This is a genomic window from Latilactobacillus parafuchuensis (genome assembly GCF_055271665.1).
Map to the genome: position 1 here is coordinate 698,363 of NZ_CM143875.1, position 22,930 is coordinate 721,292.

At 38.5% G+C, this 22,930-nt stretch carries 24 protein-coding genes and 1 pseudogene; 2 read left to right on the top strand and 23 right to left on the bottom strand.

Features of this window, described 5'->3' with window-relative positions:
• Positions 1–7 precede the first annotated feature (7 nt).
• The 9 genes from ypdE to ACVPPQ_RS03725 all read right to left on the bottom strand — a co-directional run bounded on the left by ypdE (position 8) and on the right by ACVPPQ_RS03725 (position 9,353).
• Complete coding sequence (gene ypdE, locus ACVPPQ_RS03685) at positions 8–1,051, bottom strand: aminopeptidase (protein ID WP_463495773.1); 1,044 nt, start codon at positions 1,049–1,051, stop codon at positions 8–10.
• A 5-nt stretch (positions 1,052–1,056) separates the two neighbouring features.
• Entirely contained in the window at positions 1,057–2,910 is a 1,854-nt protein-coding gene (locus ACVPPQ_RS03690; RefSeq protein WP_463495775.1) for a BglG family transcription antiterminator, read from the bottom strand.
• A 265-nt stretch (positions 2,911–3,175) separates the two neighbouring features.
• Positions 3,176–4,219 carry a zinc-dependent alcohol dehydrogenase family protein gene (locus ACVPPQ_RS03695; protein ID WP_463495777.1) on the bottom strand — a complete coding sequence of 348 codons (1,044 nt, stop codon included), beginning with the start codon at positions 4,217–4,219 and terminating at the stop codon, positions 3,176–3,178.
• Between the two features lie 178 nt (positions 4,220–4,397).
• Positions 4,398–5,048 carry an NAD(P)H-binding protein gene (locus tag ACVPPQ_RS03700; protein ID WP_463495778.1) on the bottom strand — a complete coding sequence of 217 codons (651 nt, stop codon included), beginning with the start codon at positions 5,046–5,048 and terminating at the stop codon, positions 4,398–4,400.
• Between the two features lie 143 nt (positions 5,049–5,191).
• Entirely contained in the window at positions 5,192–5,905 is a 714-nt protein-coding gene (locus ACVPPQ_RS03705; RefSeq protein WP_106482877.1) for a CPBP family intramembrane glutamic endopeptidase, read from the bottom strand.
• A 249-nt stretch (positions 5,906–6,154) separates the two neighbouring features.
• On the bottom strand, positions 6,155–6,634 hold the full coding sequence (locus ACVPPQ_RS03710; protein WP_106482876.1) for a DUF3955 domain-containing protein: 480 nt from the start codon (positions 6,632–6,634) through the stop codon (positions 6,155–6,157).
• A 456-nt stretch (positions 6,635–7,090) separates the two neighbouring features.
• The gene (gene pcp, locus ACVPPQ_RS03715) at positions 7,091–7,738 is read right to left on the bottom strand and encodes a pyroglutamyl-peptidase I (protein WP_463495780.1); all 648 of its coding nucleotides are present in this window, start codon (positions 7,736–7,738) and stop codon (positions 7,091–7,093) included.
• A 21-nt stretch (positions 7,739–7,759) separates the two neighbouring features.
• On the bottom strand, positions 7,760–8,674 hold the full coding sequence (locus tag ACVPPQ_RS03720) for a DUF979 domain-containing protein (RefSeq protein ID WP_463495782.1): 915 nt from the start codon (positions 8,672–8,674) through the stop codon (positions 7,760–7,762).
• Complete coding sequence (locus ACVPPQ_RS03725) at positions 8,667–9,353, bottom strand: DUF969 domain-containing protein (RefSeq protein ID WP_463495783.1); 687 nt, start codon at positions 9,351–9,353, stop codon at positions 8,667–8,669. The genes ACVPPQ_RS03720 and ACVPPQ_RS03725 overlap by 8 nt, the downstream gene beginning before the upstream one ends.
• 331 nt (positions 9,354–9,684) lie before the next feature.
• Between ACVPPQ_RS03725 and ACVPPQ_RS03730 the strand changes: the two genes are divergently transcribed.
• Entirely contained in the window at positions 9,685–9,882 is a 198-nt protein-coding gene (locus ACVPPQ_RS03730) for a helix-turn-helix transcriptional regulator (RefSeq protein ID WP_463495784.1), read from the top strand.
• A 4-nt stretch (positions 9,883–9,886) separates the two neighbouring features.
• Complete coding sequence (locus ACVPPQ_RS03735) at positions 9,887–10,312, top strand: DUF6442 family protein (protein WP_463495786.1); 426 nt, start codon at positions 9,887–9,889, stop codon at positions 10,310–10,312.
• A 364-nt stretch (positions 10,313–10,676) separates the two neighbouring features.
• Here the strand turns inward: ACVPPQ_RS03735 and ACVPPQ_RS03740 are convergent.
• The 14 genes and pseudogenes from ACVPPQ_RS03740 to ACVPPQ_RS03805 all read right to left on the bottom strand — a co-directional run.
• Positions 10,677–10,883: pseudogene (locus ACVPPQ_RS03740) on the bottom strand (2,3-bisphosphoglycerate-dependent phosphoglycerate mutase); the annotation flags it as partial.
• 106 nt (positions 10,884–10,989) lie between these two features.
• A complete protein-coding gene (locus tag ACVPPQ_RS03745; RefSeq protein ID WP_463495787.1) occupies positions 10,990–12,003 on the bottom strand; it encodes a reverse transcriptase family protein in 1,014 nt (337 codons plus the stop codon).
• Positions 12,004–12,734: 731 nt separating this feature from the next.
• Positions 12,735–13,202, bottom strand: coding sequence for a hypothetical protein (locus ACVPPQ_RS03750; protein ID WP_463495789.1), 468 nt, complete (start codon positions 13,200–13,202; stop codon positions 12,735–12,737).
• 72 nt (positions 13,203–13,274) lie between these two features.
• Positions 13,275–13,880 (bottom strand): site-specific integrase, encoded by a 606-nt coding sequence (locus tag ACVPPQ_RS03755; RefSeq protein ID WP_463495790.1) that lies wholly within the window; start codon positions 13,878–13,880, stop codon positions 13,275–13,277.
• Positions 13,881–13,987: 107 nt separating this feature from the next.
• The gene (locus tag ACVPPQ_RS03760) at positions 13,988–14,182 is read right to left on the bottom strand and encodes a hypothetical protein (RefSeq protein WP_463495792.1); all 195 of its coding nucleotides are present in this window, start codon (positions 14,180–14,182) and stop codon (positions 13,988–13,990) included.
• 426 nt (positions 14,183–14,608) lie between these two features.
• On the bottom strand, positions 14,609–15,298 hold the full coding sequence (locus ACVPPQ_RS03765; protein ID WP_025083713.1) for a 2,3-diphosphoglycerate-dependent phosphoglycerate mutase: 690 nt from the start codon (positions 15,296–15,298) through the stop codon (positions 14,609–14,611).
• Between the two features lie 110 nt (positions 15,299–15,408).
• On the bottom strand, positions 15,409–16,425 hold the full coding sequence (gene rbsR / locus ACVPPQ_RS03770) for a ribose utilization transcriptional repressor RbsR (RefSeq protein ID WP_463495793.1): 1,017 nt from the start codon (positions 16,423–16,425) through the stop codon (positions 15,409–15,411).
• Between the two features lie 115 nt (positions 16,426–16,540).
• Positions 16,541–17,449 (bottom strand): ribokinase, encoded by a 909-nt coding sequence (gene rbsK, locus ACVPPQ_RS03775; protein WP_463495795.1) that lies wholly within the window; start codon positions 17,447–17,449, stop codon positions 16,541–16,543.
• Between the two features lie 19 nt (positions 17,450–17,468).
• Entirely contained in the window at positions 17,469–17,864 is a 396-nt protein-coding gene (gene rbsD / locus ACVPPQ_RS03780) for a D-ribose pyranase (RefSeq protein WP_254680388.1), read from the bottom strand.
• 17 nt (positions 17,865–17,881) lie between these two features.
• Complete coding sequence (gene rbsU, locus ACVPPQ_RS03785) at positions 17,882–18,766, bottom strand: ribose/proton symporter RbsU (RefSeq protein WP_463495797.1); 885 nt, start codon at positions 18,764–18,766, stop codon at positions 17,882–17,884.
• Positions 18,767–18,946: 180 nt separating this feature from the next.
• A complete protein-coding gene (locus tag ACVPPQ_RS03790; protein ID WP_463495799.1) occupies positions 18,947–19,192 on the bottom strand; it encodes a YdeI/OmpD-associated family protein in 246 nt (81 codons plus the stop codon).
• 14 nt (positions 19,193–19,206) lie between these two features.
• The gene (locus tag ACVPPQ_RS03795) at positions 19,207–20,388 is read right to left on the bottom strand and encodes an acetate/propionate family kinase (RefSeq protein ID WP_463495802.1); all 1,182 of its coding nucleotides are present in this window, start codon (positions 20,386–20,388) and stop codon (positions 19,207–19,209) included.
• Positions 20,389–20,552: 164 nt separating this feature from the next.
• Positions 20,553–21,083, bottom strand: coding sequence for a MarR family winged helix-turn-helix transcriptional regulator (locus ACVPPQ_RS03800; protein WP_463495803.1), 531 nt, complete (start codon positions 21,081–21,083; stop codon positions 20,553–20,555).
• A gap of 298 nt (positions 21,084–21,381) precedes the next feature.
• Positions 21,382–22,806 carry a C69 family dipeptidase gene (locus ACVPPQ_RS03805; protein WP_463496331.1) on the bottom strand — a complete coding sequence of 475 codons (1,425 nt, stop codon included), beginning with the start codon at positions 22,804–22,806 and terminating at the stop codon, positions 21,382–21,384.
• Positions 22,807–22,930 lie beyond the last annotated feature (124 nt).

The following is a 22,930-nucleotide window of genomic DNA, read 5'->3' on the forward strand; positions in this document are numbered from 1 at the left end:
CTCCTCATTAATAATTATTGATTTCAGCAATCACATCACTGCTAATGCTTTTAGATAATGTCTGAATTAATTTATTCATATTCATTAGATCATTTTTATTGACTAGCGAATACGGATCGTGACAATATCGTAGTGGCAATCCCAAAACACACGCTGGTATACCACCATGTTCTAGATGTGCAGTTCCTGCATCTGTCCCGCCGCCTTTAAACATATCTTTTTGATAGCTTAAGCTTTCTTCATCAGCAACGTCACATACCAGACAAATCAATTTAGGATTGGGAACCATTGTCTTATCATAGAACTCAACCATCGGTCCGGCACCTAACTTTCGCGTATTCATAAAGCTACGATCAAGTTCTGGATTTTTTGCAACATCAATTGCAAAAAATATATCTGGATTAATTATTTGAGTCGTTAATCGACCACCTCGAGTGCCGACCTCTTCGCTACTCGTAAATGCAGCCACTACATTAACTGCTAGCTCGATATCTACCAAATCTTTCATTGCTTGAACTAATGCAAAACAGCCTGCTCGATCATCCATTGCCTTACCAGCAACAATCTCTGATGGTGCTAATGATCGACAATCAGAGGCAAAACAAACCATATTGCCAATATCTAATCCTGATGCAATTAATTCCGTCCGAGAATCAAAGCCAAAATCGACATACATTTGTTGGATTTGGCCATGACTATCTTTTTTGACATTTAATAACCCTTCAATTTTATCGCCATTCCGAGTTGTTGCCCGTACTAGTTGCATTGACTTCGCTCGATTTTCAACACCACCCACAGTTGTTAAATAGGCCATGCCAATATCAGATATATACCGAATCATAAAACCAACTTCATCCATATGTGCTGCAAACATAATCGTCGGCGCATCTTTCTGTTGGCTTTTTTTAGTGACCATCAAACTACCCAATCCATCAAACTGAAAAGTTTCTTGATATTGAACTAATTCATGTTTTAGCAACTCGCGGACTTCATTTTCATTAGACGCAATTGCATCTGCATTTGATAAATGACGTAATAATTCAAAATCCATAACTATCATTCCATTTCCTTTAGAATATTAATAATATTTTGTAATTCCGGGGTATTATAAATATCACTAATTTTACTTTCATCTTGCATTAACTGAAACAAACCATTAGAAATACCACTGTAGTAATGGAAATCGTCTTTTGCTAAACAGACCATAAATACCAATCGAACTTTGTGTGTTCCAACATTTAATTCTGGTTTTACAACCGCGACTGCAATTGCACTTTTTCGACCTTTCATTTCAATCGGATGTGGCATCGCAATCCCATGGTTGTAGACAGTACTCATATAGCGTTCTCTTTGATCAACATTTTTCTGAAACCCATCATCCCCGTATCCTTGAGTAATCATTTTTAAAGCCATTTTTTTAATTAATTCATCATAATTTTTGGCCGTTTCAACTGAAAATAGTGTCGGCTTCAACAATTCGAGATAGTCGTGAGAAACGTCAATTGGTGCGCTTTTTCGTTGCTCTATTTTCTGATTACAAAGTACCTGTCGAATATTTTTGATATCGCGATTAGATAATAGCTCTTTAATATATATAGTTGGTACATTTGGTGCTTGTTTAAGTGGCACGACTGAAAAAACTAGATTTGGTTGAAATTCCTTTAAATCAACCTCCTCCCAAAATGAAAATGCCTTAACATTAGCATTTGGAAATATCCCTAATATCTGGGTTCGAATTAAATTGCTCACACCTCCACCAGTCGTACAGATGACGGCAATTCTTTCATATTGATTAATCCGTTTATTCTTCTCTTTTTCAGTATGATTCAAAAAGTGAACCGCAATAAATCCCAATTCATCGTTAGAAATTTCATACCCGAACTTAACTTGTAAGAATGAAGAGAATTTTAAAACAATATCAAAAACTAACGGATATCGAATACATAATTCTAATAACAATGGATTCTTATAAATAATTTTTTGATCAATTCGATCCAGTAGGAATGATAAGTGTGTTGTTATTTGTTCTAAAAATTCTTTATCTTGACTATAATCCGTATGGTTTCTCAAATCCATTTCTGTAAAAAACGCGATTAAATCCTGTTTAAAAGATTTTAATTCTCGACGATTTTCAATTTGACCTTTTTTTTGGAAATTGCTTTGGATGAACGCTCTAAATTCCGCTACATCAGCGGTCGTCACACTGATTTCAAATTGTTCTTGTAAACAGAGCAGTACTTGCTCTAACTGTTCTTGATTTATTTCATAATCAATTAATCCACTTGTTTGGTGCATTAATTTAGAAACCGTTACACGCCTTTTAGAAAATAGCACAAAAACTTTTAGCCAACCGATTAACATTTGAAATTCATAATAACCAATCCGTATTTGATTTAAACGAATATAATCCTCTACCAACCGTTCATATTCATCAAAGTTCCCCGCACACTGATCAACTATTTCTTTAAAAGATTTGTCGCCTTTTAAATAAAGGTCCAACATTAATCGACGAATATCTTTAGAATCACCAATGATGCGGACCCCATAATGACTTTTTCGTTCTAATTGTAACGAATATGACCCCAAATAATTTGAAACCGTTTCCATTTCTGTGGACAATGAACTTCGACTAATTCCCAATAAATCTGCTAACTGGCTAGTTGTCACATAATTTTGCGAAGTACTTAATAAACAACTTAGTATTTCAGAAATTAATTGTTCTTTATTAGTAATAGCTTCTCCAACGGTCATCTGCTCTAGAAAATGGTTGAACTTATCTTGATTAAACACTTCTAGAAAGTAACCTTTCCCATAAGAAACACGAATCATATAACCATTCAGGTCAGCTACCTTTTTTAAATAGACAAATTCATTCTGAATGGTTCGTTTTGAAACCTGTAGTTGTTCCATAAAAAAGGTAATCGGTATGTAATCCTTAGTATTGGCCAATGCTTTTAGAATCAGATACGATCTCATCTCGTATTTACCCCTTTCTACAACACTAATATTAACAGCACCTGTGTATTATAACAGAATTAGTTTTGCACAAAAAAGTGCAATTAATCGATTAATGTCAGCTTTTATACAAAAAAACAAACTCAGAACATCCTGAGTTTGTTTTACAACCATCTATAATATTAATTGCCCTAACTGTGTTTAATCCGACTCTAACGATTTATCCTTCCGCAACCACCAACAACGATTTAATCGCTATTCGTTGATCCATTGCTTGATAAGCCTTTTGGACATCGGCCAATTCAAACCGTTGTGTGAATACTTTCCCTGGGTTAATTTGACCGCTGAGAACCGCTTCGAGCAATACGGCTTTATCATAGGTAGTGACCGAAGCAATCCCCCCGCGTAACCCAATATTTCGCCAAAATAATTGATTCGTATTCATTTCGGCTTTTTGTGGTACACCTACCCGACCGACTAATGCGCCGGGGCGGCCAACTTGAACAGCGGTTGCGACTGATTGTTCGGTCCCAACACATTCTAAAACGGCATCAGCACCCGCCTGTTCAGTCAATTCTAATACGCGTTGAACGGCTTCATCACCACGTTCAGCCACAATATCGGTTGTCCCAAATTCACGGGCTAAGACTTGTCGATCAGCATGGCGGCTCATTGCGATAATCCGAGTTGCCCCTAATAATTTGGCTGCAATCACGCCACATAGACCGACAGCCCCATCGCCCATCACAACGACAGTATCTCCAACCTTGACCTCAGCCGTCACTGCCGCGTGGTAGCCAGTTGCCATCACATCAGAGAGTGCCAATAATGAATCGAGCTGTTCTTGGCTGTAATCGCTAGGTTGGCCTGGAATCTTAACGAGCGCCCAATTCGCATTAGTGAATCGTAAATATTCACCTTGATAACCGCCGTTACCGCCCTCTTCACGATTCGTACAATTACCGTCAAAACCCGCAAGACAAGCTGCGCAGTGGCCGCACCCGTGTGTAAAGGGCGCAATCACAAAATCGCCGACTTGAATATCGGTAACCTCTGAACCAACCGATTCAACAATCCCTATCGCTTCGTGCCCCACCAACGAGTTAGCCTCCCGTTTAGCGAGTCCACGATACCACCATAAATCCGAACCACAGACACAAGCCCGAATGACTTTAATAATCGCATCGGTCGCTTTTTCAATTTTTGGTTTTGGTGTTTCTTGTAATTGAACCTCACCTAGTTTAACAAAAATAGTTGCTTTCATCATTAACATCTCCTACAAATTAGTTTTCATTTTGGCGTTACTTTTCGACAGCCTACATTAATGAAAAACCGATTGTCGCGTTTTGTTCATTCCTCATTTTCGCTAAAAACAATTCAGCAATTTGTCTCAATTATACGCTTGCAGGTCGCTGATTAGAATTAACGATTTAGATATTTTTTTAATAAACCGGACGATCTAATCCCTGTGTCTCCGGATCGGCTAGTCCTAAACTATCCTTGGTCCCATAATCAGGATCTGCGATAATTTTCAAGACTAAATCTGCAACGCTTTGGCGCGACCCCGATACGCCGATGAAGGGTTCATGACGCATTGTCACGTCATATTTAATCTCGTCACGATCATTTAACCAAGGCAAGCGTAACGTCGTATAGGCTAAACCCGATGTTGCCAGTAGTTGATCTGCGCGAATCGCAGCTTGTAGGCCACTTTCGACCATTGATAAATTCCAACGGCCAAATTCTCCTGGCACTTCGCCATAAATCCCTAAAATATTCGTACTAATCACGCGAGTAACCCCGTTAGCTTGCATCGCTTGAATCACATGCTTAGTCGTAGCATTCGTCACGCCATGATCCACGACCGCAATGTAAACGAAATCTTGCCCGACCACCACCCGGTTGATCAACGCTTCATCCGTCAAATCACCTTCGACTATCGTGATCCGCGGATTATCCGCTAGCACCGCTAACCGACTAGCTTGTCGTAACACCAACGTCAATTCAATCTCTTTAAAAGTGGATTCCGTTAAAATTCGATTGGTTACAATCCGAGCAATTTGACCATTGGCTGCTAATACTAATAATTTCATCTCTAAAACCACCTTCAATTTAAGTTAGCCTTAGTCTAAACCTTGGAGTGCACTTTATAGCAAGTGTTTTAACTTAAAAAAATAAGACCTCGCTGCCTGACAAAAGGCAGAAGGGTCTTATCGTATACCAATCTAATAATAGCTTATCGAATAACATCAACTAACTGAATCCCTAAAAGCACTAATGCGGATAGAATCGACAAACTATTAAATAGCAGATGGGCCAATGTCGGTACCCAAAAATTCTTACTTAGTAAATAGCTTAACGAGAGAACCACACCGGCAATCACATACGGCATGGTCGCAATTAAACTGCCGTTAAAGTTATAATAATGGCTGAATCCAAAAAGTAAACTAGAAACAATCACCATGATCCCGGTCAGTACTTTCCCTTTAGATTTGAAGACGTACATGGACTCATGACGGTAAGCTAACTCTTCAACAAAAGCGGCCACTAAATCACCCAGACCGCCTACAATCCCCCACAACGTTCCCACGATTGTCACCGTTGAAAATTCATATTGCACAATACCAGCCGACTTAGCCGATGGTATAAATTGATGGAAATAAAGATTTGCGACCGTAACAGCCACTTCCAAAAGAACCAAAACAATCACAACGTAGAGTATATTACGCCATTTATTCTTTGCAAACTCGTGCCATTGGGCGGCAACATAACCACCAAATAGTTTTAAGTTAAAGAATAACAAGAAAATAAACCAGAGTGATGCAATTGTTAAATAAATGACGCCACTGTTTCCGGCAACTTGGCGAGCCAGCGTTAGAACCGCTAACATCCCACCAAAGTTAATTAGTATCGAAAGCCAGAATTTCTTTGTAAAGGTGTCTTTAGTCATATTGTCTCCTCCTAATCAATCACACATTCTAAAATAAAGGTTGTACTCAATTATATAATAAAAATATAATTATATCTATAATAAGACCTCTAAGTCTATCGTCATATTCTTAAGGACTTGGCGGACACCTATCAATTTCTAAAAAATCGCTATTCGCTGTCATCCTGAAGTTATTATCAACAGCGCCCGACAATTATAACAGCTAAAAAAAAGACCTTCACCAAATCGTGAACATCTTTTAAGTTATCTCTATTTTTTTGTTCTAAAAATCCCGACTAACGTTTTTAAGCCCATTACCGCAAACACCATCAGCCCAGCAAACAGGAAAGCAAAACCAATCGGTAACAAATAGAAATTCTCGTGTAAAAGCCCAGTTGAATCGACATACTCTACTGAATTACCCTTAATCAGAAAACAAACAACGCCGAGAATTAAGAGAAAAGCGCCAATCAGTACCGTTATTAAGTTAAACTTCGCGCGTCTGGTTTCACGACCATCTTTAATTAGTTTTTCAGTCATATTATTCACATGCGTTCCTCCTAAAATTAATTCATCAAGTGACAGGTTAAAAATAGTCGCTATCAGAATCACCATTTCTAAGTCCGGTAAATTTCGATTATTCTCCCAATTTGAAACAGCTTGCCTAGTCACATTGATGCGAACCGCGAACTGCGCCTGAGTCAGCTGTTGTATGGTTCGAATCTTTTTCAGTTGTTCACCAAATTCCATATCTGATACCGCCTTTCTCGCTTTATTTTTAGCATACCCGATACCGCTTCGATTGCCAAGACAGCCGTCCTTGCCTTTGGCTAATTACTGGACACAGTTGCTTGCAAAGCTGTTATCTCAGCCAATTAGTATCCATTACTGGTGTTGCTAACAAATAGTCTGGCCTCTATTTCCCAGGACATCATTTTAGACCCACACACCTCTACAACACACAATTTTTCCGAGTGATGTTTAATAACCTTTTAGATTATAAGTGTATAATCATGATACATCCCCCATAATTGTCATTAGCCAAACTTTACATAAAGGCGTCCAGCGCTATTCAGAATCATCAGGTGTTGGGCAAGTTAGTCGCTAAGTTCTAGCAAAAAAGAGCGCTCACAAGAAATGTGGGCGCTCTTTTTAAGATTAAATCTCTTTTATTCACTTTTTTAGGTGTCCTACAAATTTAGTTTCTTAATGCGTTTTCCCTTCAACCGTCATAACATCTGCTTGTCCATCACGTGCGACAATTGCTGATAATGCTGCACTAATGCCTCTAACATCGTCTGCCAAAGATAATGAAGGTGTCTCTGGACGACTAGTCACCTGTTCAGGTAAGAATGGAATATGCATAAAACCAGCCTTAATCTGTGGAAATTCTTTATCCCGCATATACTGCACTTGATACATAATATGGTTGCAAACATACGTGCCTGCGGTATTGGAAACCTCGGCTGGCAAGCCGGCCTCGCGAATTGCTTGAGCCATCGCCTTAACGGGTAGCTGTGTAAAGTAAGCCGTTTGGCCGTCTTCATGAATCGTATGATTGAAAGGCTGGTAGCCAGCATTATCTTCAATTCGGCCGTCATCTAAATTAATCGCAATCCGTTCTGGGGTTAAAGCAAAGCGTCCACCTGCTTGTCCAATATTTAAGACATAATCAGGTTGATGTTGTTCGATTGCATCGTGAACAACTTGGGCTGAAACATTAAATTTCGTTGGAATCTCTAGCTTAATAATTTCCGCGCCACTAATTTCATCAGGTAGTTGTTTAACTGCTTCAATTGCAGGATTAATCAGGTCATCCCCAAATGGGTCAAAACCAGTTACTAAAATTTTCATCTAAAAACTTCCCTTCTATTTTTAAAAAGCAAGCAGATACATTAAGGCAATTTGAATCACTAACAGAATAACCGCAATCGGGGCTTGCTGTTTGATAACCGCCATCTGATCTTTAATTTCCATTAGCGCAACCGGTAAACTATTAAAGTTAGCAGCCATCGGTGTGATTAAAGTCCCACAATATCCAGATGTCATCCCGATTGCAGCAACCACTGCCGGGTTCCCACCTTGGACAACAACAAATGGGATCCCAATGGCAGCAGTTATGACGGCAAATGCCGCAAATCCATTACCCATAATAGCTGTAAAGATGGCCATCGCAACACAATATAGAATGACACCACCTAAGTGATTTCCTGCAGGAAAAATATCAGCGATTAATTTGGCTGTCAACGTCCCGACGCCAGCGATGGTAAATACCGCGCCTAGCGTTGCTAAAAGTTGAGGTAAAACGCCAGCCGTGCCAATCGAACGCACCATCCTTTGCGTATCATGATAAACCTGACGACCAGAAGACCTAGTTAGTATTAAGGCGAGTAAAAACGAGGTGATTGCGCCAATACCAATACCAACTTGCCCACCTAAATTAGTAAACTGAGTGATGCAAATCGAGACCATCGCGAGCACGATACTGGGTACAAAAATCAATAGCCCTAACTTCTGTGCGCCGGCTGCGGCTTGCTTAGGGTTTACTTGAGTCACGGAACCAACACGGATTTGTTTAAATAACGCTAGTAAGCCAATAATTACAATTAGAATCCCGATCACTAAACTCGGAATGAGGTCAGCAAAAGCAAAAATAATCGCCATCAGGCTCCAAAAGAGCCCCGTTCCAATACGCGCTGGATTAGTTTGATCACGAAATGATTCGATTGCTGCCAAACCCATCATAGAGCCGATACAGACATACATTACTGTCAAAATGAGATTAATCATGCTGTTTGCCGCCCTTCTTAGCCTGATTCTTTAATTTCTTATCAAATAGCAAATTATAAATACCGACCACAATCAACGTCACAAGGGCGACGGGAATACTATACATGACAATCTGCGTTGACAGCACTGGGTAATTAAGCGATTTCATTGTACTCACAATTAATAAGACACTGCCCGAAGCAACAAATAAATTCTGTGTAAAAAAGTTACCTAAGTTATCAACAGCAGCTGAACGCCCTTTGATCAGGTCCTTTTCTTCAGGTGAAAGTTTGTGTTTCATCTCGGCTGCAGCAGTCACCATCGGTGCAATTAAAGGCCGCACAAATTGTACTTGCCCTTGCAAAGAGATCCCAAAAATACCGGTTAGCTCACGAATCACTAAGTAAATATTTAAAATCCAGCCGGGTGTCAGTTTCTTCAATTTCTTAATCGAACTCACCGCAACTTCCTTTAAACCAGCACTTTCGACCAATCCAATCATCGGTAATGTTAAAAAGAATAAGGAAACCATTCGATTATCGACGAAGCTTTTGCCCAGTGTCGATAATAGTTCAGGGACCCCCATCCCTGAGAACAATCCAGTTGCAATCGCGGCAATGACAACTACCGCAACAGTATCCCACTTCAATGCAAAACCAATGACAATAATCGCAATTCCTAAAAGTTTCAAATATTCCAAAAGACATCACCTCGTGTCAAAGATTAGAATTATTATTATTATATCTTAATCGATTTCTAAGATTTATACAAGCTAATCTAATTTCGTTTCTAGTATCTAGAATAATCTAGCCGAATGATACAATTTGAATGCATAAATACCAACGATTTTTAAATAATTATGAACCATCAACTAGAACTAATGTCCCACTTCTTGAAATAGTTATATGGGTGAACGTGACCCACATATTTTGACAAGATAGGGAAAGTAAGCTTGACACCATAATATCTTAATGATACATTGAACGTATAAAAAGAAAAGCTAGCTTTCCATAAATAGAAAGAAGAATATCGTGAAAAACCACTTAGAAACATTGCGAAAGCAAGAAGGCATTAAACAAGAAGATTTAGCCTCTATCCTTGAAGTATCTCGACAAACAATAGGATCTTTAGAAAACGGCAGATACAATCCCTCTATTATTCTAGCTTTTAAAATTGCAAGATACTTTAATATGAGCATTGAGGAAATATTTATTTATGAGGAGAAATAATAAAATGAAATATAAGCAAAATTACCTGATTGTTGCCAGTATTGCGCTTATCGTCTGTGGTATATTTTTGATTAAAACTTTAGAAAATAAAAACCAGTTTATACTTGCTGTACTTTATATTTGCGTTGCTCTTGGTTGTGGAATTTTTGGACATAGCGTGAACCATTACATCACTAATAAATCAGTTAAAAATAATCCCGAAATTCAAAAGCAAATAGAAATTCTTCATAAAGATGAAAGAACTATTACTATATCCAATCGTGCTAAAGCTAAAGGGTTCGATTTGATGAGTTATGCATTTATAGCATTATTACTTGTTTTAACACTTATGAAGGTTGCATTAGCCCCATTACTTATTTTGGTTTTTACATATTTATTGGTTCAGGCCTACGCTCTTTATTATCGAATAAAATATGATAAGGAAATGTAACCTGAATGATTCTTTTACTTTCAAGAATCAAATGTGGTGATATCAGATTTTCTTCAATATTCACCTTACTCCATGCTAATTACGCCTCCCTTTTCTTTAAGCCATTCAGGATGTGACTGTTCACAGCGTTATTAATTCAGTATTTAGTTAGATTTCATTTTTAGGCAACAAAATAGAGTCGTCCATGAAAAAACTAGCTTATTCTAATTTCTAAAACGTGCTCCTAGTTGCACCATCCCCACTCCGATTCAAAACAGCTTCTTCCGTCTAATTACAAATAAGCGCGTATCTCCTAAAGTTCGGAAGATACGCGCTTATTTTGCATGATACTCAGTTGCTGACCAGGGTGGTCAGCACTCTTAAATTAGTTTAATTTCTTCTTGCTTACTACGTTTAAGTTTTCGTCTAAATCATAAACAACTGGTTCGCCAGTTGCCATTTCAACGTCCATGATGTCTTCATCAGAGATGTTTTCAATGTATTTAGTCAAAGCGCGTAGTGAGTTACCGTGAGCGGCAACAATGATGTTTTGGCCGTCGATTAATTTTGGAGCGATTTCGTCTTCCCAGAATGTATTTATGAAGCCTATTATATCAATAATATAGAGAGAAAATAGCGCCCTTTTCGCACCGATTGCCGCTTTTTTTGAAAAAAGGCACTGATTTAATAAATACATTCTACATCTGATACCGTTTTACAAGTTTTAAATCATTTACATTCTTGTATTTTTTCATAACCTTATCATTAACTTGTTTCTTATCAATTCTTTTCCGTAAATAATTTATTATATTCACATATCGTGCATCATTAAAGCCTGAATTTATCATTTTGATTGATGCTATAATTCCCACCATTCTGCGACATGCTAACTCAATAACCGTAGAATCATATTCATTCATATTTTTTTTCATATACTTTAAAGTGCCATATCCATCATTAAGTTTAATAAACCTACTACGTGGTATTTTTAGTTCATTATAATTTAGTACTACTCCTGTAATTTTGATATCAGTCGTATGTCTGAGCATCGTTTTATCTTTGTGAGGCTCCAGTTTATACTTTTTAATAATATCTTTCACAATTCTTAAGTTACTCTTTGGAATGAAATAATCAGAAGAGAAAGTAATATCATCGTAGTATACCGAAAATTTAAATTGGTTATTCTCAGCAAATAGAGCCAATTCCTCAAATAGATCAATATAAGCAAATAAACTAACTAAGGAACTTGTTGGAAATCCCTGTGGTAAAAAACGTTGTCCCTCACTATTCATTTGAGTTACTAAGGTGGTAATGATTGCTGCGCAATCTTTTGACATCTTTAATTTATGAAAGAAAAAACTATGTACTGCTTCACCCCTAACCGAAGGAAAGAAGTGCTTAATATCAGTTCTAAGCACATATCTGTTATCTAAATGTAGTGCAACATTATCAACAGTTCCGGTTTCTGGAATACCCCCAAATTCATAATATGGTATTTCACAGAAACACAATAATTCATTTATCCTATGTAATATAGCTTTATATTCTTTGCTTGGAGTATGGATAATCCTCTTTTTATTCTTTAAGTAATATCCCGAAATGAAGTGCTTACCTAAGTATCCTGGCTTAAAAGTATCAGTTGGAACTTTTAATAGATAAGATAATTCTTTTTTACTCTCAACACCATATAGTGGGCACCGGCTAAAATCCATTTAGACATCTCCTATTTTGGGCAAAATAAAAAAGAGATAAACCTGAATTGAGAAGAGCACTAATGAAGCTTGCTAACCATAAAAGAAAATGTGCCAACACACCTAGAATTGGCACGGCAATAATCATCATGAACCGTATAAAACCCATTACTTCGTATGCTTTATATATCCATTTCAGAAAATGCCATATTCTTAATACATGATTTTCATTAGTATACTTTCCTACTTTTCCTAACTTAGTAGCTTTTGTCAAAAATTTTTTCATAATCTTTAACGCTCCTTTAAATAATTATTAGGCTCAAAACATGAGCCCCCCTGTGCAAATTATTTTTAGAAGTTAGGATAATTCAAAAATACGGTTTATCTCTTAATTAGGCAAAGGTTATAAAACCCTGTGCATTAGGTTATTGCGATTAGACTTCTTAGTTAATTAATTAACACTCAGGGCAACCTCTTTAGTTGCACATTAGTTTAGTCGTTATCTTATGTTAACCACTACCCTAACGATCTAATGAGCATATTCATCTAATCATAGAAGCAATCATCGACCACCGCGACTGGACAATCCCAATGCGGCTGTCGCGAGACCTATGCAGGCCAATGATACTGGCACCAAATTAATGGCTAATTAGTTTACAGGGAAATCGTGAAGCATTAAACTACTATAAACTAATTATACCATTACTTTCTAATAGTGAAAAGTTTAACGTCTCCAATCATCCTGAGATGCTTCACTTCGATTCCTCATCTCGTTGCTTAATTAACTTCCCACTAAATATCAAAATCGTTCCACATAGACTGATTAACCCTATTAATTTATTAGCAAAATTAACCTGAACATCTGAGCTTTCTACTTGTTTCTCGATGTCATTAATTTTAGACAGTGTCGATTCTGTATCTACTCTTTTATACGCTGGTAACTGTTCCGTATTTGATCTTCTTTCGATTTTGTCTACTTGCATAGCAATTTCTTTCAATGATTCTCTCGTCACATAGGCATCACTATTACTAAATTCTCCTAAAATATTAGTATTAACTATGAAAATAAGGCATGCACTGATACATAAGAAATATTCGCCAAACCTAATCATCCATTTAGCATACCTTCTATTACCCAAACCTCCAATTTGTATCAACATAATTATTACGGCCGTTATTACTATAATCACCAATATTATTATCATTAAAATAGCTAACATCCAAGAATCTCCTCTATATTATTCATACATGAAATTATACTACACAAAAAAAAGACCATTCCGGTCTTTTCCTCATCCCAGTAACTCTAGCAATCTCACGTCTTCAACCGCCTTTTGTTCCGGCAGCAAATGCACATAAAACTTACGTGTGATTTCGCTGTTAGCATGTCCCAAGTATTGTGAAACATACTCAATTGATAGGTGGTTCGCCAATAGACGGCTAGCAACGTTATGTCGTAACCCGTGCTGACTGATGATCTTAGTAAGACCTAACCTACGTTGAATGACCTTAAATCTTGAATTGGTGGTTGTTTCGTTTAAAATGTAGTGATTTTTATCAAGGAATAAGTGGTCACCTATTCCTTGCTTGCCCACTTTGAGCTGCTCCTTCTTAACGATTATTTGCCACAATTTCAGCTTGGTAATCAACGTCGCTGCTACTTTTATTTTACGAATGCCGCTTGGTGTTTTCGGCGCTTTAGATATTCCATTTACTCGATCCCAAGAACTATCGATATTAATGGTTCCGGCCTGAACGTCAATGTCACCAAAACGTAAATCTAATACTTCGCCAATACGAGCACCAGTGTAAGCACACACTAGCAGCGCCATATCCTTACTATCGTCAAAGGTATATTGCTTGCTAATCAAATAATGTCTTACCTTTTCAAAGTCCATGTCCGATAGGTACTTGTCGTTTTCACTCTTCGTCTTGCTTGAATCGGCCGTAATTCGAATTCTTAATGCTGGATTTTTAGGAATAACCCCATCAATAACGGCATCGTTTAACGAGCTTTCAATTGATCTTTCGTTGCCTTATCAACCGCATCGCCAATCCATTCATTGTAGGCATCCTGGCGTTCTTGAGCCACTTTTGCTTCCTTTTTCTCAGCTTTTCGCTCAGCTGCTTTTTTATCGGCATTATACTTCTTAACACCGGCCTTCTTTGCATTGTCCATCATGTTTCCAAATAATCCCATGGTAAATTCCTCCTTCTAAATAAATATCGAACTGGTCACTAACAAGATACCAAAAATTGTTGCCCACTGAAAATGCACACCACAATAACAGTGACATGTCGTGTGCACCAACAATTACACCCCTTTCTGTATGAAAATAGATCTGAATCAATCGATTCAGATCATATTAATAATATATATTTATTATTCGGGTTAAATCATTTAATCCCCGTTGCATGATTGAAATCACCATCAGGGGCAGTTAAGTATCAACAACGATTTTACTGTGGTACTTCGTTTAGGGCACCTAGGGCAAAAAGTGCGCCTCTTCATTACCAGTCTTTCCAATATTTGAAAAAAAGCGTCCTAAAAGCGTCCTAACCTGCCATTTTCAGGCAAAAAAATAGGCTAGCCCATTGAAGGGCTAGCCTACTTGTATACTTGTTATTAGTTTAATTTCTTCTTGCTTACTACGTTTAAGTTTTCGTCTAAATCGTAAACAACTGGTTCGCCAGTTGCCATTTCAACGTCCATGATGTCTTCATCAGAGATGTTTTCAATGTATTTAGTCAAAGCGCGTAGTGAGTTACCATGAGCAGCGATGATGATGTTTTCGCCATCGATTAATTTTGGAGCGATTTCGTCTTCCCAGAATGGGATAACACGTTCCAAAGTAACCTTGAGGTTTTCGCCACCAGGAATAGCTTTAGGATCTAAGTGTGCATAACGACGGTCGTTTGCTGCTGAACCTTCATCACTTGCATCCAATAGTGGAGGAAGTGTGTCGTATGAACGACGCCAAACGTGAACTTGTTCGTCGCCCCATTTTTCAGCGGCTTCGGCTTTATTTTGGCCTTGTAAAGCACCATAATGACGTTCGTTTAAGCGCCATGATTTAGTTTCTGGAATCCATAATTGATCTGAACCTTCAAGTGCATAATGTAATGTCTTGATGGCACGAGTCAATACTGACGTGTAAGCTTGGTCAAAAAGGATGCCTTCTTGTTTCAATAAAGCACCAGCGTTTTGAGCTTGGCGAACGCCTTCTTCGCTTAAGTTAACATCAACCCAACCTGTAAATTGGTTTGATAAGTTCCATTCACTTTGTCCGTGACGAATAAATACTAATTTAGCCATGTGTAAGTAACCTCACTTTATTTTTTTGTTTACGTTTCTTATTTTACACTGTTTTCAAGTTAATTTACAGTCTTATATTTTCAGAAAATTACTTTTTAATTATCTAGCGACTATTTCCCAGATGATACAGTTTGGACGCTATCCCGTTTAATTAAATCAACCGCTAATATCCGTTGCTGAATCGCTTTTTTAGGATCCGCAATCCGGTCCAATAGCAACCGAGCCGCTTCTTGGCCTAATTCGAATATCGGTTGTCTCACCGTTGTCAATTTAGGACTCACGTATTCACACCAATCAACATTATCATAACCGACAATCGATAGGTTTTCAGGAATACGCAGTTGTCGTTCCGCAAAGCCACGGTATAGGCCGATTGCTAATTCATCATTGACGGCAAAAACAGCCGTCACCCCACTCGCAATCACTTGGTCGGTTACTTGATAACCGCCTTTTTTAGAAAGTTCGGCATTTATTATCCAATCTTCTTGAACGGTAATCTGATGGGCTGCTAATGTTTTGCGATAACCTAATAGTCGTTGTTCAATATTCCATGCGCTATTGGCTGGCAAGATAATCCCGATTTTACGATGTCCTTGTTGGATTAAATAGTCAGTCGCTAATTGGCCACCAATCAAATCCTGGACCATAATCTCATCACTTTGGTGTTGTTTTTCAGACTGATCTAATAGTATGTAAGGCATCTGTTGACTCGCCAATTGGCGCAAAATAGCCTCATCTAAACCAGAAACGGCTAAAATTAAACCATCGACTTTGCGCCGTACTAATTCTTTCAAATAGTAATTTACTTTTTGATTTTGAGTCCCGGCACTGTATACTAGCGGAATAAAATCATGCTGGTACGCAATTTCTTCGATGCCTTGAATGAATTCACTAAAAAACGGATTATTAATATCCGGCACCAAGACCGCAATCGTCCGTGTCTGTTTATTGACCATGTTCTGTGCGAAATAGTCCGGCGTATACCCCAATTTAACTTGCGCCTTGCGGACCCGATCGATTGTTTCTGGACTAAAGCGCTGCCCTTTATGATTTAAAATCAGCGAAACCGTTGTGACTGACGTTTGCGCTAAGGCCGCAACATCTTTAATTGTTACTTTACGTACCACTTAATGACCCCCGATTGTTAAGTTCTCCATTAAAGTATACCCTTGATACCCTTCACTTTAAACAAAAAACCAAACTAATCGGCTTTCGATTAGTTTGGTTTTAATAAATAGCGTCTTAAAGTTGAATATCTTTTGCATAAGGAATTGAGTTTTGGGCACCTTTAGTTTGAACAGCAATCGATGAGGCTTTATTGGCATACGTCATCGCCGCTTCAATATTGCTGTAATCCATTTCTAATTGAGTACTGAGTGCCCCAATGAAAGTATCACCAGCGGCAGTTGTATCAACGGCAGTTACTTTGAAGGCCGGCACAAAACCCGTTTGATCTGGTGTTGCATAGAATGAGCCCTTATCGCCAACCGTAATGATGACCACTTTGATACCCATTTTAAACATCGCTTCCGCATTTTGTTGCATTGATGCTTGGTCGGTCACTTTAATCCCAGTAATGATTTCAGCTTCCGTTTCATTTGGGACAATCATGTCAGTCACCGCTAATAATTCAGCGGGAATATGCTTAATCGCTGGCGCGGGGTTCAAAATAGTTTGAACCCCGTTAGTCCGGGCAATCTTAAAGGCTTCAATGACAGCGGGAACGGGTACTTCAAATTGTGCCACGATTCGATCAGCTGCTTTAATATCAGCTTCTGCTTGATGAATGTCATCAATTGTGACGTCTTGGTTGGCGCCACCATAGATTAGAATACTATTTTGACCCGCTTCATCCACCATGATGTAAGCTTGACCCGTGCCAGCTGTTTCTGACATGGTGACGTGCTCAATATTCATCCCGTCTTTTTTAAACGTCTCTAACATAAAATTAGCAGCGCCTTCGTGACCAATTTTGCTAATAAAGGCCGTTTGTGCACCAGAGCGAACCGCTGCGATTGCTTGGTTAGCACCCTTGCCACCACCGGCAACTGAACGTGAATTCATCGCAAGTGTCTCACCAGGTTGTGGGAAACGTTCGATGCCTAGAATTGTATCAACATTGGTTGAACCTAACACCATTACTTTTTTCATTTGATTTTCCTCCTGGTTGCTAAAAGACAACGCCACTTTCTAAAATAATGTTTGAATAAGGGGTCATTTCGCCAGTTCGGACGAATGCTTTAGCCTTACTTAGATCTTGTTTCATCTGCTCGTGTTCGATAAATTCGATTGGTGTGTCACCGATTAGCGCTTTAACGTTGGCAAGTTGTTCTGGATTTTGGTCGATCATTTCTTTGGCTAAATAAACTTTTTGTACTTCTAATTCACTTAAGACATTTTCCAAAACTTGCATGAAGCTAGGCACACCATTTTCGATTGAAACATCAATTTTTTTCGTATCAGCAGGTACTGGCATGCCAGCGTCCCCAATACTCATTGTATCAAAATGTCCCATGTCTGAGATAATATTTGAAATTTGTGAATTAATCACTCTTGTTTTACGCATAATAGCATTTCCCCTTTTTATTTAATAAACGCGGTGACAGAACCGGCAACCAAGACTAATAATAGGCCAACGAGTACTGCAACCATTTCTTTTTTAGTTTTCTTTTCATGTAAGAAGAAGATACTCCCCACAGTGGCTACAATCACACTCGTTTGTGATAAAACAAAACCAGTTGCTAACCCATTAACGGAGGGTTGTGCTGAAATCAAGTATGTTAAAGCAGCGAAGGCAAAGAATAACCCACTGATTAAATTAGTATAAGAAGATTTTTCTCTGAAAGGATGTGAGTCTTTATTCGTATGCGCAAGTGCAAAAACAGCCCCGACGATTGCCATCCCTAAAGCTTGTGGCAAGAAACCTTCAAAACCGTTGGCATCAACGGCGCGTGGAAAGGCTGAATAACCTAAGTAACCTAATTCGCCAACTAATAATAATAAAACACCTTTAGTCGCAGCCGATTTACTTTCGACCGTCTTATTTTGAGTCCAAGCGGTCAAGTAAACACCGACGATAATTAAAGCAATTGCGATAAAGCCAATGACTTTTGATTGGAAACTGATCCAGTTACCTAACACCAAAACGCCCCAAACTGAAGCGCCAATTAATTGAAAACCAGTCGTAATCGGCATCGTCCGTGAAACGCCGACCATTTCAAAAACTTTAAATGTAATACTTTGCGCGAGTGCCCAACAAGCACCAGAAATTAGACAGAAGATAAATGTTTTGGTTTCGGGAATCGGTGTGCCACGGAAAAGCATGACCACAATGGCTAAAATTAGCGTCCCAAAAGTTGTTCCGATCAATTGATTGGCGGGTTTACCACCAAACTTACCAACTAATACTGGGAAAACGCCCCAACCAATCATAGGCAATAACCCAATTAATATATTTCCGATATTCATTATTCTGACCTCCGAACCCTTTTTTAGCGGTTAGTAAAACGGTTTACTAACTATCATGACATTTATTATAACGGTCTCATTTTCAGATTTCAAGCTTAAAATGTAAACGTTTCATAAAAAAGACAATCAAAAAGCGTCAAAGACTTTAATTGCCAAGTCTTTGACGCTTTAAAAATTTTTTTATTTTTTCTTCGCCTGGCTATAACCCCGTTTAGATTTATACCCGGCTGTTAAAATCTGGCACATCTCGTCAAAATGCTTCTGTTGCGTCGCCTCAGCAACCGCACCGTAAACGTAGCGGGCCCATTCACGTTGATATCCCGGGGTTAACCCGTCAAAAAAGGCTTGGGTCGCCGGTTGATCAACTAAGCGCGCACTGACTCTTGGAATATCGACCTCATATTCCGCTAATGGTTTTTGTGGCATTTAAATCACTCCATCTATTTTAACCGCATGACATCGCGCACAATCATCAATTCTTCATTGGTTGGCACCACTAAGACTTTAACCTTAGAAGTTGGTGTACTGATAATCTGTTCTTTGCCGCGGACTTTATTTTTGGTTGCATCTAATTCTACACCAAAACAAGCTAATTGTTGACAAATATCGGCCCGCAACTCACTGCCGTTTTCGCCACTCCCCGCCGTAAAGACCAATGTATCAATTCCGTTCATCAATGCAACGTACGATCCGACATACTTCACAACGCGATTGACAAAAATCTTCAACGCTAAGGCGGATTGTGGACGGGTTGCCGCGGTCTCCTCTAAATCGCGCATATCGGGTGATAATTCGGACAACCCTAATAAGCCAGATTTCTTGTTCAAAATATTAATCATTTCAGGCATACTGATGGCTAATTTGTCCGCTAAAAAGGCCACTAATGATGGATCGATATCGCCAGAGCGCGTGCCCATCGTAATCCCGGCCAGTGGGGTAAAGCCCATCGATGTATCAACTGCTTCTCCATTTTCAACCGCGGTGATTGAAGCCCCACTGCCTAGATGTAAGGTAATCATCTTTTGTTCAGTTAATGGCACTTCTAATATTTCAGCAGCCCGTTGGGAAACATAACGGTGGCTTGTCCCATGAGCGCCGTATTTCCGAGCGCCGTATTTTTCATAATATTCAGTTGGAATACTATACAAATAATTTTCTTTAGGCAATGTACTATAAAACGACGTATCAAAAACCGCCACTTCGGGTGCTTCTGGTAACAGTTCCGTAAAAATCTTGATGTAGTAAGCTTGAGTTGGATTATGCAATGGCGCATATTCGGCTAAACGATTAATTTCATCGAGCCCGACTGCATTGATGACGGTCGAATCTTTAAACAACTCGCCCCCGCCGACAACTCGATGGCCAACCCCGGTGATTTCTTCCAAATGTTCAACAATCCCAAGTTCTTTTAAACGTGTCAATAACAACGTTGCTGCTAATTTATGGGTTTCGATATCTTGGACTTCTTTAAATTTTTCGGTCCCAAATTGCACCGTAAAAACGGAATTTGGTAAGCCTAACCGATCAATCATTCCTTTAGCGATGACTCGTTCTGCTGGCATTTCAAATAATTGCCATTTCAGTGTAGAACTACCTGCATTAATTGCGAGAATTTTTTCCATGGTGTCGACTCCTATCAATCCTTTAATAACACAATTGTAAGCAATTTCATAACAAGTTACAACCCTCAATCGATCAACACGCAAAAAGGCCATTGATTACTTTTCGTAATCAACGACCTTTTTAATCAAACCTTAATCAGCTTATCACACGAGCCAATCTCGATTTATTTAGCGTCACTCATTTTTTGAACCCGGTTCAAGAATGACCGGCCCATCTTGTTATCTTCATATTCACTTGGTTCGATGACTTCTGTATAGAATTGATCAACAAAGCTCAATAGACCATCCACTTTTTCGCGACCCATTTGGCTTTCAATTTCATGATACTTTTCAACATAACGGCTCACTAAACGGTCCAAGACTTCTTGGCCTTGTTTCGTTAAACTTAAAAATTTAACCCGTTGGTCAGTTTGTAAATGTTCTTCAACGACGTAGCCGTTTTCTTTTAAAAGACGACATTGACGTGAAATTGCAGAACGGCTGACGCTCATTGTTTTGGCTAATTTACTACCTGTTAAATCGGTGTTAGTTGCAATTTCATACATGATTAAAAACTGATCAAATGACACTTTATAATTTAAACTTTCACCACTGACAAAATCGCTTAGATTGCTGATAATCCAACGATAGATCAATGATAAGTGCGTGACAACTTCCCAGTCTTCTGAGTATTTTCCGGTGATTTTTGCAGACATATTTTCGGCTCCTTTAGATTAACAATTCAATTGTATTGTACAGAAACAATTAATGGTTTGAATTTATTTACTCTCAATATACTAGCACAAATTTTCAAAAAAAGAACTACCTGTTTTCAACAAATGGGTGCCGTTACAGTTAATCCAAAACAATTAAATTGTTCTCATCACCATTTCACTATTGACCCGTTTTTATTAACCAAATCATAATTTACAACTATTTGAACATACTGATTAACCTTGTTAAATAAAAAGCATTAGCGTTAAACCCCCGCTAATGCTCTTATTAGTTATCATTTTATAAATTTTTATCCATATTGAATGTCAATTTTGATAAATTAATTCCTGACATTACAAGTTCACCAATCATGCCCATTGCTTTGTCTTTCATCGTTTTAACAATTAAATAATTTTTTTCAGTTAAGAAATTTGTTAGCGCTTCGCCTTGATATTGATGCGCTTCAACTTCAATTGAATCCAATAACGTTCTTAATTCTTGTTTGCATTCCGTTAAATAATCGACATCTTTTTGAAGATGTTGGCTATAATGACCTTCAACTAAAACAGAAATTGTCCGATACAGCCAATAAGCACTGTTAATGTCCCAAGTCATCGGTGTTTCACTGAAGCTAGGATCGGTATCGTTAGCATTCGTGAAGAATGGGATAAATGGCGTATAAGTTGGCATCCCCATTGTAATCCACATCACCGCAGCTTGTTCCTTAGGGACATCGTTGCGCAATTGTAAGATATGCGTATTTTGCGTCCGGTTTAAACCGATTGGACGATAACGATATTTATCAGCGTCAGCCCCGTGACCCATTGGATCAAATTCCGTTTCATTATAGTGTGACCCAAGTAACATTTCGATGTCTTCGACACTAATTTGATGTTCAATTCGGCGAATAAAAGGAAGTTCTGCTGATTCCGGACTCATATCAAATTCACTATCGAATAGCTGATGAGCGTACCAAACCCGTGGTGTGTTGTAATGACGGTCTTTTTCATTCATTGTGCCGAAGATATGGCGGAAATTCCAGCCGGTCTTATCAGGGTTCAAATGATGGGTTTCAACATAATCTTGAATGCCTTCAGCCCACATGAAATTATCAGGATCGTTAAAATCAACTTGTTGAATCGCCACTTGATTGGCAGCAACCGCATAACTATCATCCGGAATCCGTTGCGCTAACCAGAGATGTCCTGTGACGATTTCCATATACCAAACTTCATCGTGATCACTGAACAAGACACTATTGCCAGCGGGTGAACCATATTGTTTAATTAGATTGCCTAAATATTCAACACCACCACGCGCTGAATCAATATAGGGTGCGACCATAGCTTGCATACAATCTTCATCTAAGCCGTCTTTGACCAAAGGATCATAGGCTAATGATTTCTCGTTACCATACGTGCTTTCAGTACAGCTCATTGCGACGTTAACTTCATTAATACTACTTTCGTCATAGTAACCCTTATTTTTATAATCAACATTCGGAACGGCTGGCCACCGGTAACCATTTTCAGGCAATTCGGCTTCAAATCCGTTCAACCAAGATTTAATCTTGGCACCTTTGCGGCCTTTAACCGCCGGATTCATATATAAACGTTGGGGGGTTAAGGGGCTAAAAGTGTCATCATTTCTGGCAATCATTGTTGAACCATCTAATGATGCTTTTTTACCGACTAAAATTGTTGTACAAGCTGATTCCATGTGTATCGCTCCTTTACGTCATTCAATTATTAAATTATTCTCATAATTCTACTATCAGTGTACGCCAGTCGGGTCTGAAAGTATACGGTAATCTGCGCCAAATCGAATCTAAAAAACACAATATTCCTAA

Bases quoted from the DNA above. Each gene is read 5' to 3' on its own strand.
- ACVPPQ_RS03795 (WP_463495802.1), bottom strand. From the start codon at position 20,388: ATGGAAAAAATTCTCGCAATTAATGCAGGTAGTTCTACACTGAAATGG.
- ACVPPQ_RS03720 (WP_463495782.1), bottom strand. From the start codon at position 8,674: ATGATTAATCTCATTTTGACAGTAATGTATGTCTGTATCGGCTCTATG.
- pcp (WP_463495780.1), bottom strand. From the start codon at position 7,738: ATGAAAATTTTAGTAACTGGTTTTGACCCATTTGGGGATGACCTGATT.
- ACVPPQ_RS03705 (WP_106482877.1), bottom strand. From the start codon at position 5,905: ATGACTAAAGACACCTTTACAAAGAAATTCTGGCTTTCGATACTAATT.
- ACVPPQ_RS03735 (WP_463495786.1), top strand. From the start codon at position 9,887: ATGAAATATAAGCAAAATTACCTGATTGTTGCCAGTATTGCGCTTATC.
- ACVPPQ_RS03745 (WP_463495787.1), bottom strand. From the start codon at position 12,003: ATGGATTTTAGCCGGTGCCCACTATATGGTGTTGAGAGTAAAAAAGAA.
- ACVPPQ_RS03765 (WP_025083713.1), bottom strand. From the start codon at position 15,298: ATGGCTAAATTAGTATTTATTCGTCACGGACAAAGTGAATGGAACTTA.
- ACVPPQ_RS03700 (WP_463495778.1), bottom strand. From the start codon at position 5,048: ATGAAATTATTAGTATTAGCAGCCAATGGTCAAATTGCTCGGATTGTA.
- ACVPPQ_RS03710 (WP_106482876.1), bottom strand. From the start codon at position 6,634: ATGGAATTTGGTGAACAACTGAAAAAGATTCGAACCATACAACAGCTG.
- ACVPPQ_RS03790 (WP_463495799.1), bottom strand. From the start codon at position 19,192: ATGCCACAAAAACCATTAGCGGAATATGAGGTCGATATTCCAAGAGTC.
- ACVPPQ_RS03755 (WP_463495790.1), bottom strand. From the start codon at position 13,880: ATGGACTTTGAAAAGGTAAGACATTATTTGATTAGCAAGCAATATACC.
- rbsD (WP_254680388.1), bottom strand. From the start codon at position 17,864: ATGCGTAAAACAAGAGTGATTAATTCACAAATTTCAAATATTATCTCA.
- rbsU (WP_463495797.1), bottom strand. From the start codon at position 18,766: ATGAATATCGGAAATATATTAATTGGGTTATTGCCTATGATTGGTTGG.
- ypdE (WP_463495773.1), bottom strand. From the start codon at position 1,051: ATGGATTTTGAATTATTACGTCATTTATCAAATGCAGATGCAATTGCG.
- ACVPPQ_RS03800 (WP_463495803.1), bottom strand. From the start codon at position 21,083: ATGTCTGCAAAAATCACCGGAAAATACTCAGAAGACTGGGAAGTTGTC.
- ACVPPQ_RS03695 (WP_463495777.1), bottom strand. From the start codon at position 4,219: ATGAAAGCAACTATTTTTGTTAAACTAGGTGAGGTTCAATTACAAGAA.
- ACVPPQ_RS03690 (WP_463495775.1), bottom strand. From the start codon at position 2,910: ATGGAACAACTACAGGTTTCAAAACGAACCATTCAGAATGAATTTGTC.
- ACVPPQ_RS03750 (WP_463495789.1), bottom strand. From the start codon at position 13,202: ATGTTAGCTATTTTAATGATAATAATATTGGTGATTATAGTAATAACG.
- ACVPPQ_RS03760 (WP_463495792.1), bottom strand. From the start codon at position 14,182: ATGGGATTATTTGGAAACATGATGGACAATGCAAAGAAGGCCGGTGTT.
- rbsK (WP_463495795.1), bottom strand. From the start codon at position 17,449: ATGAAAAAAGTAATGGTGTTAGGTTCAACCAATGTTGATACAATTCTA.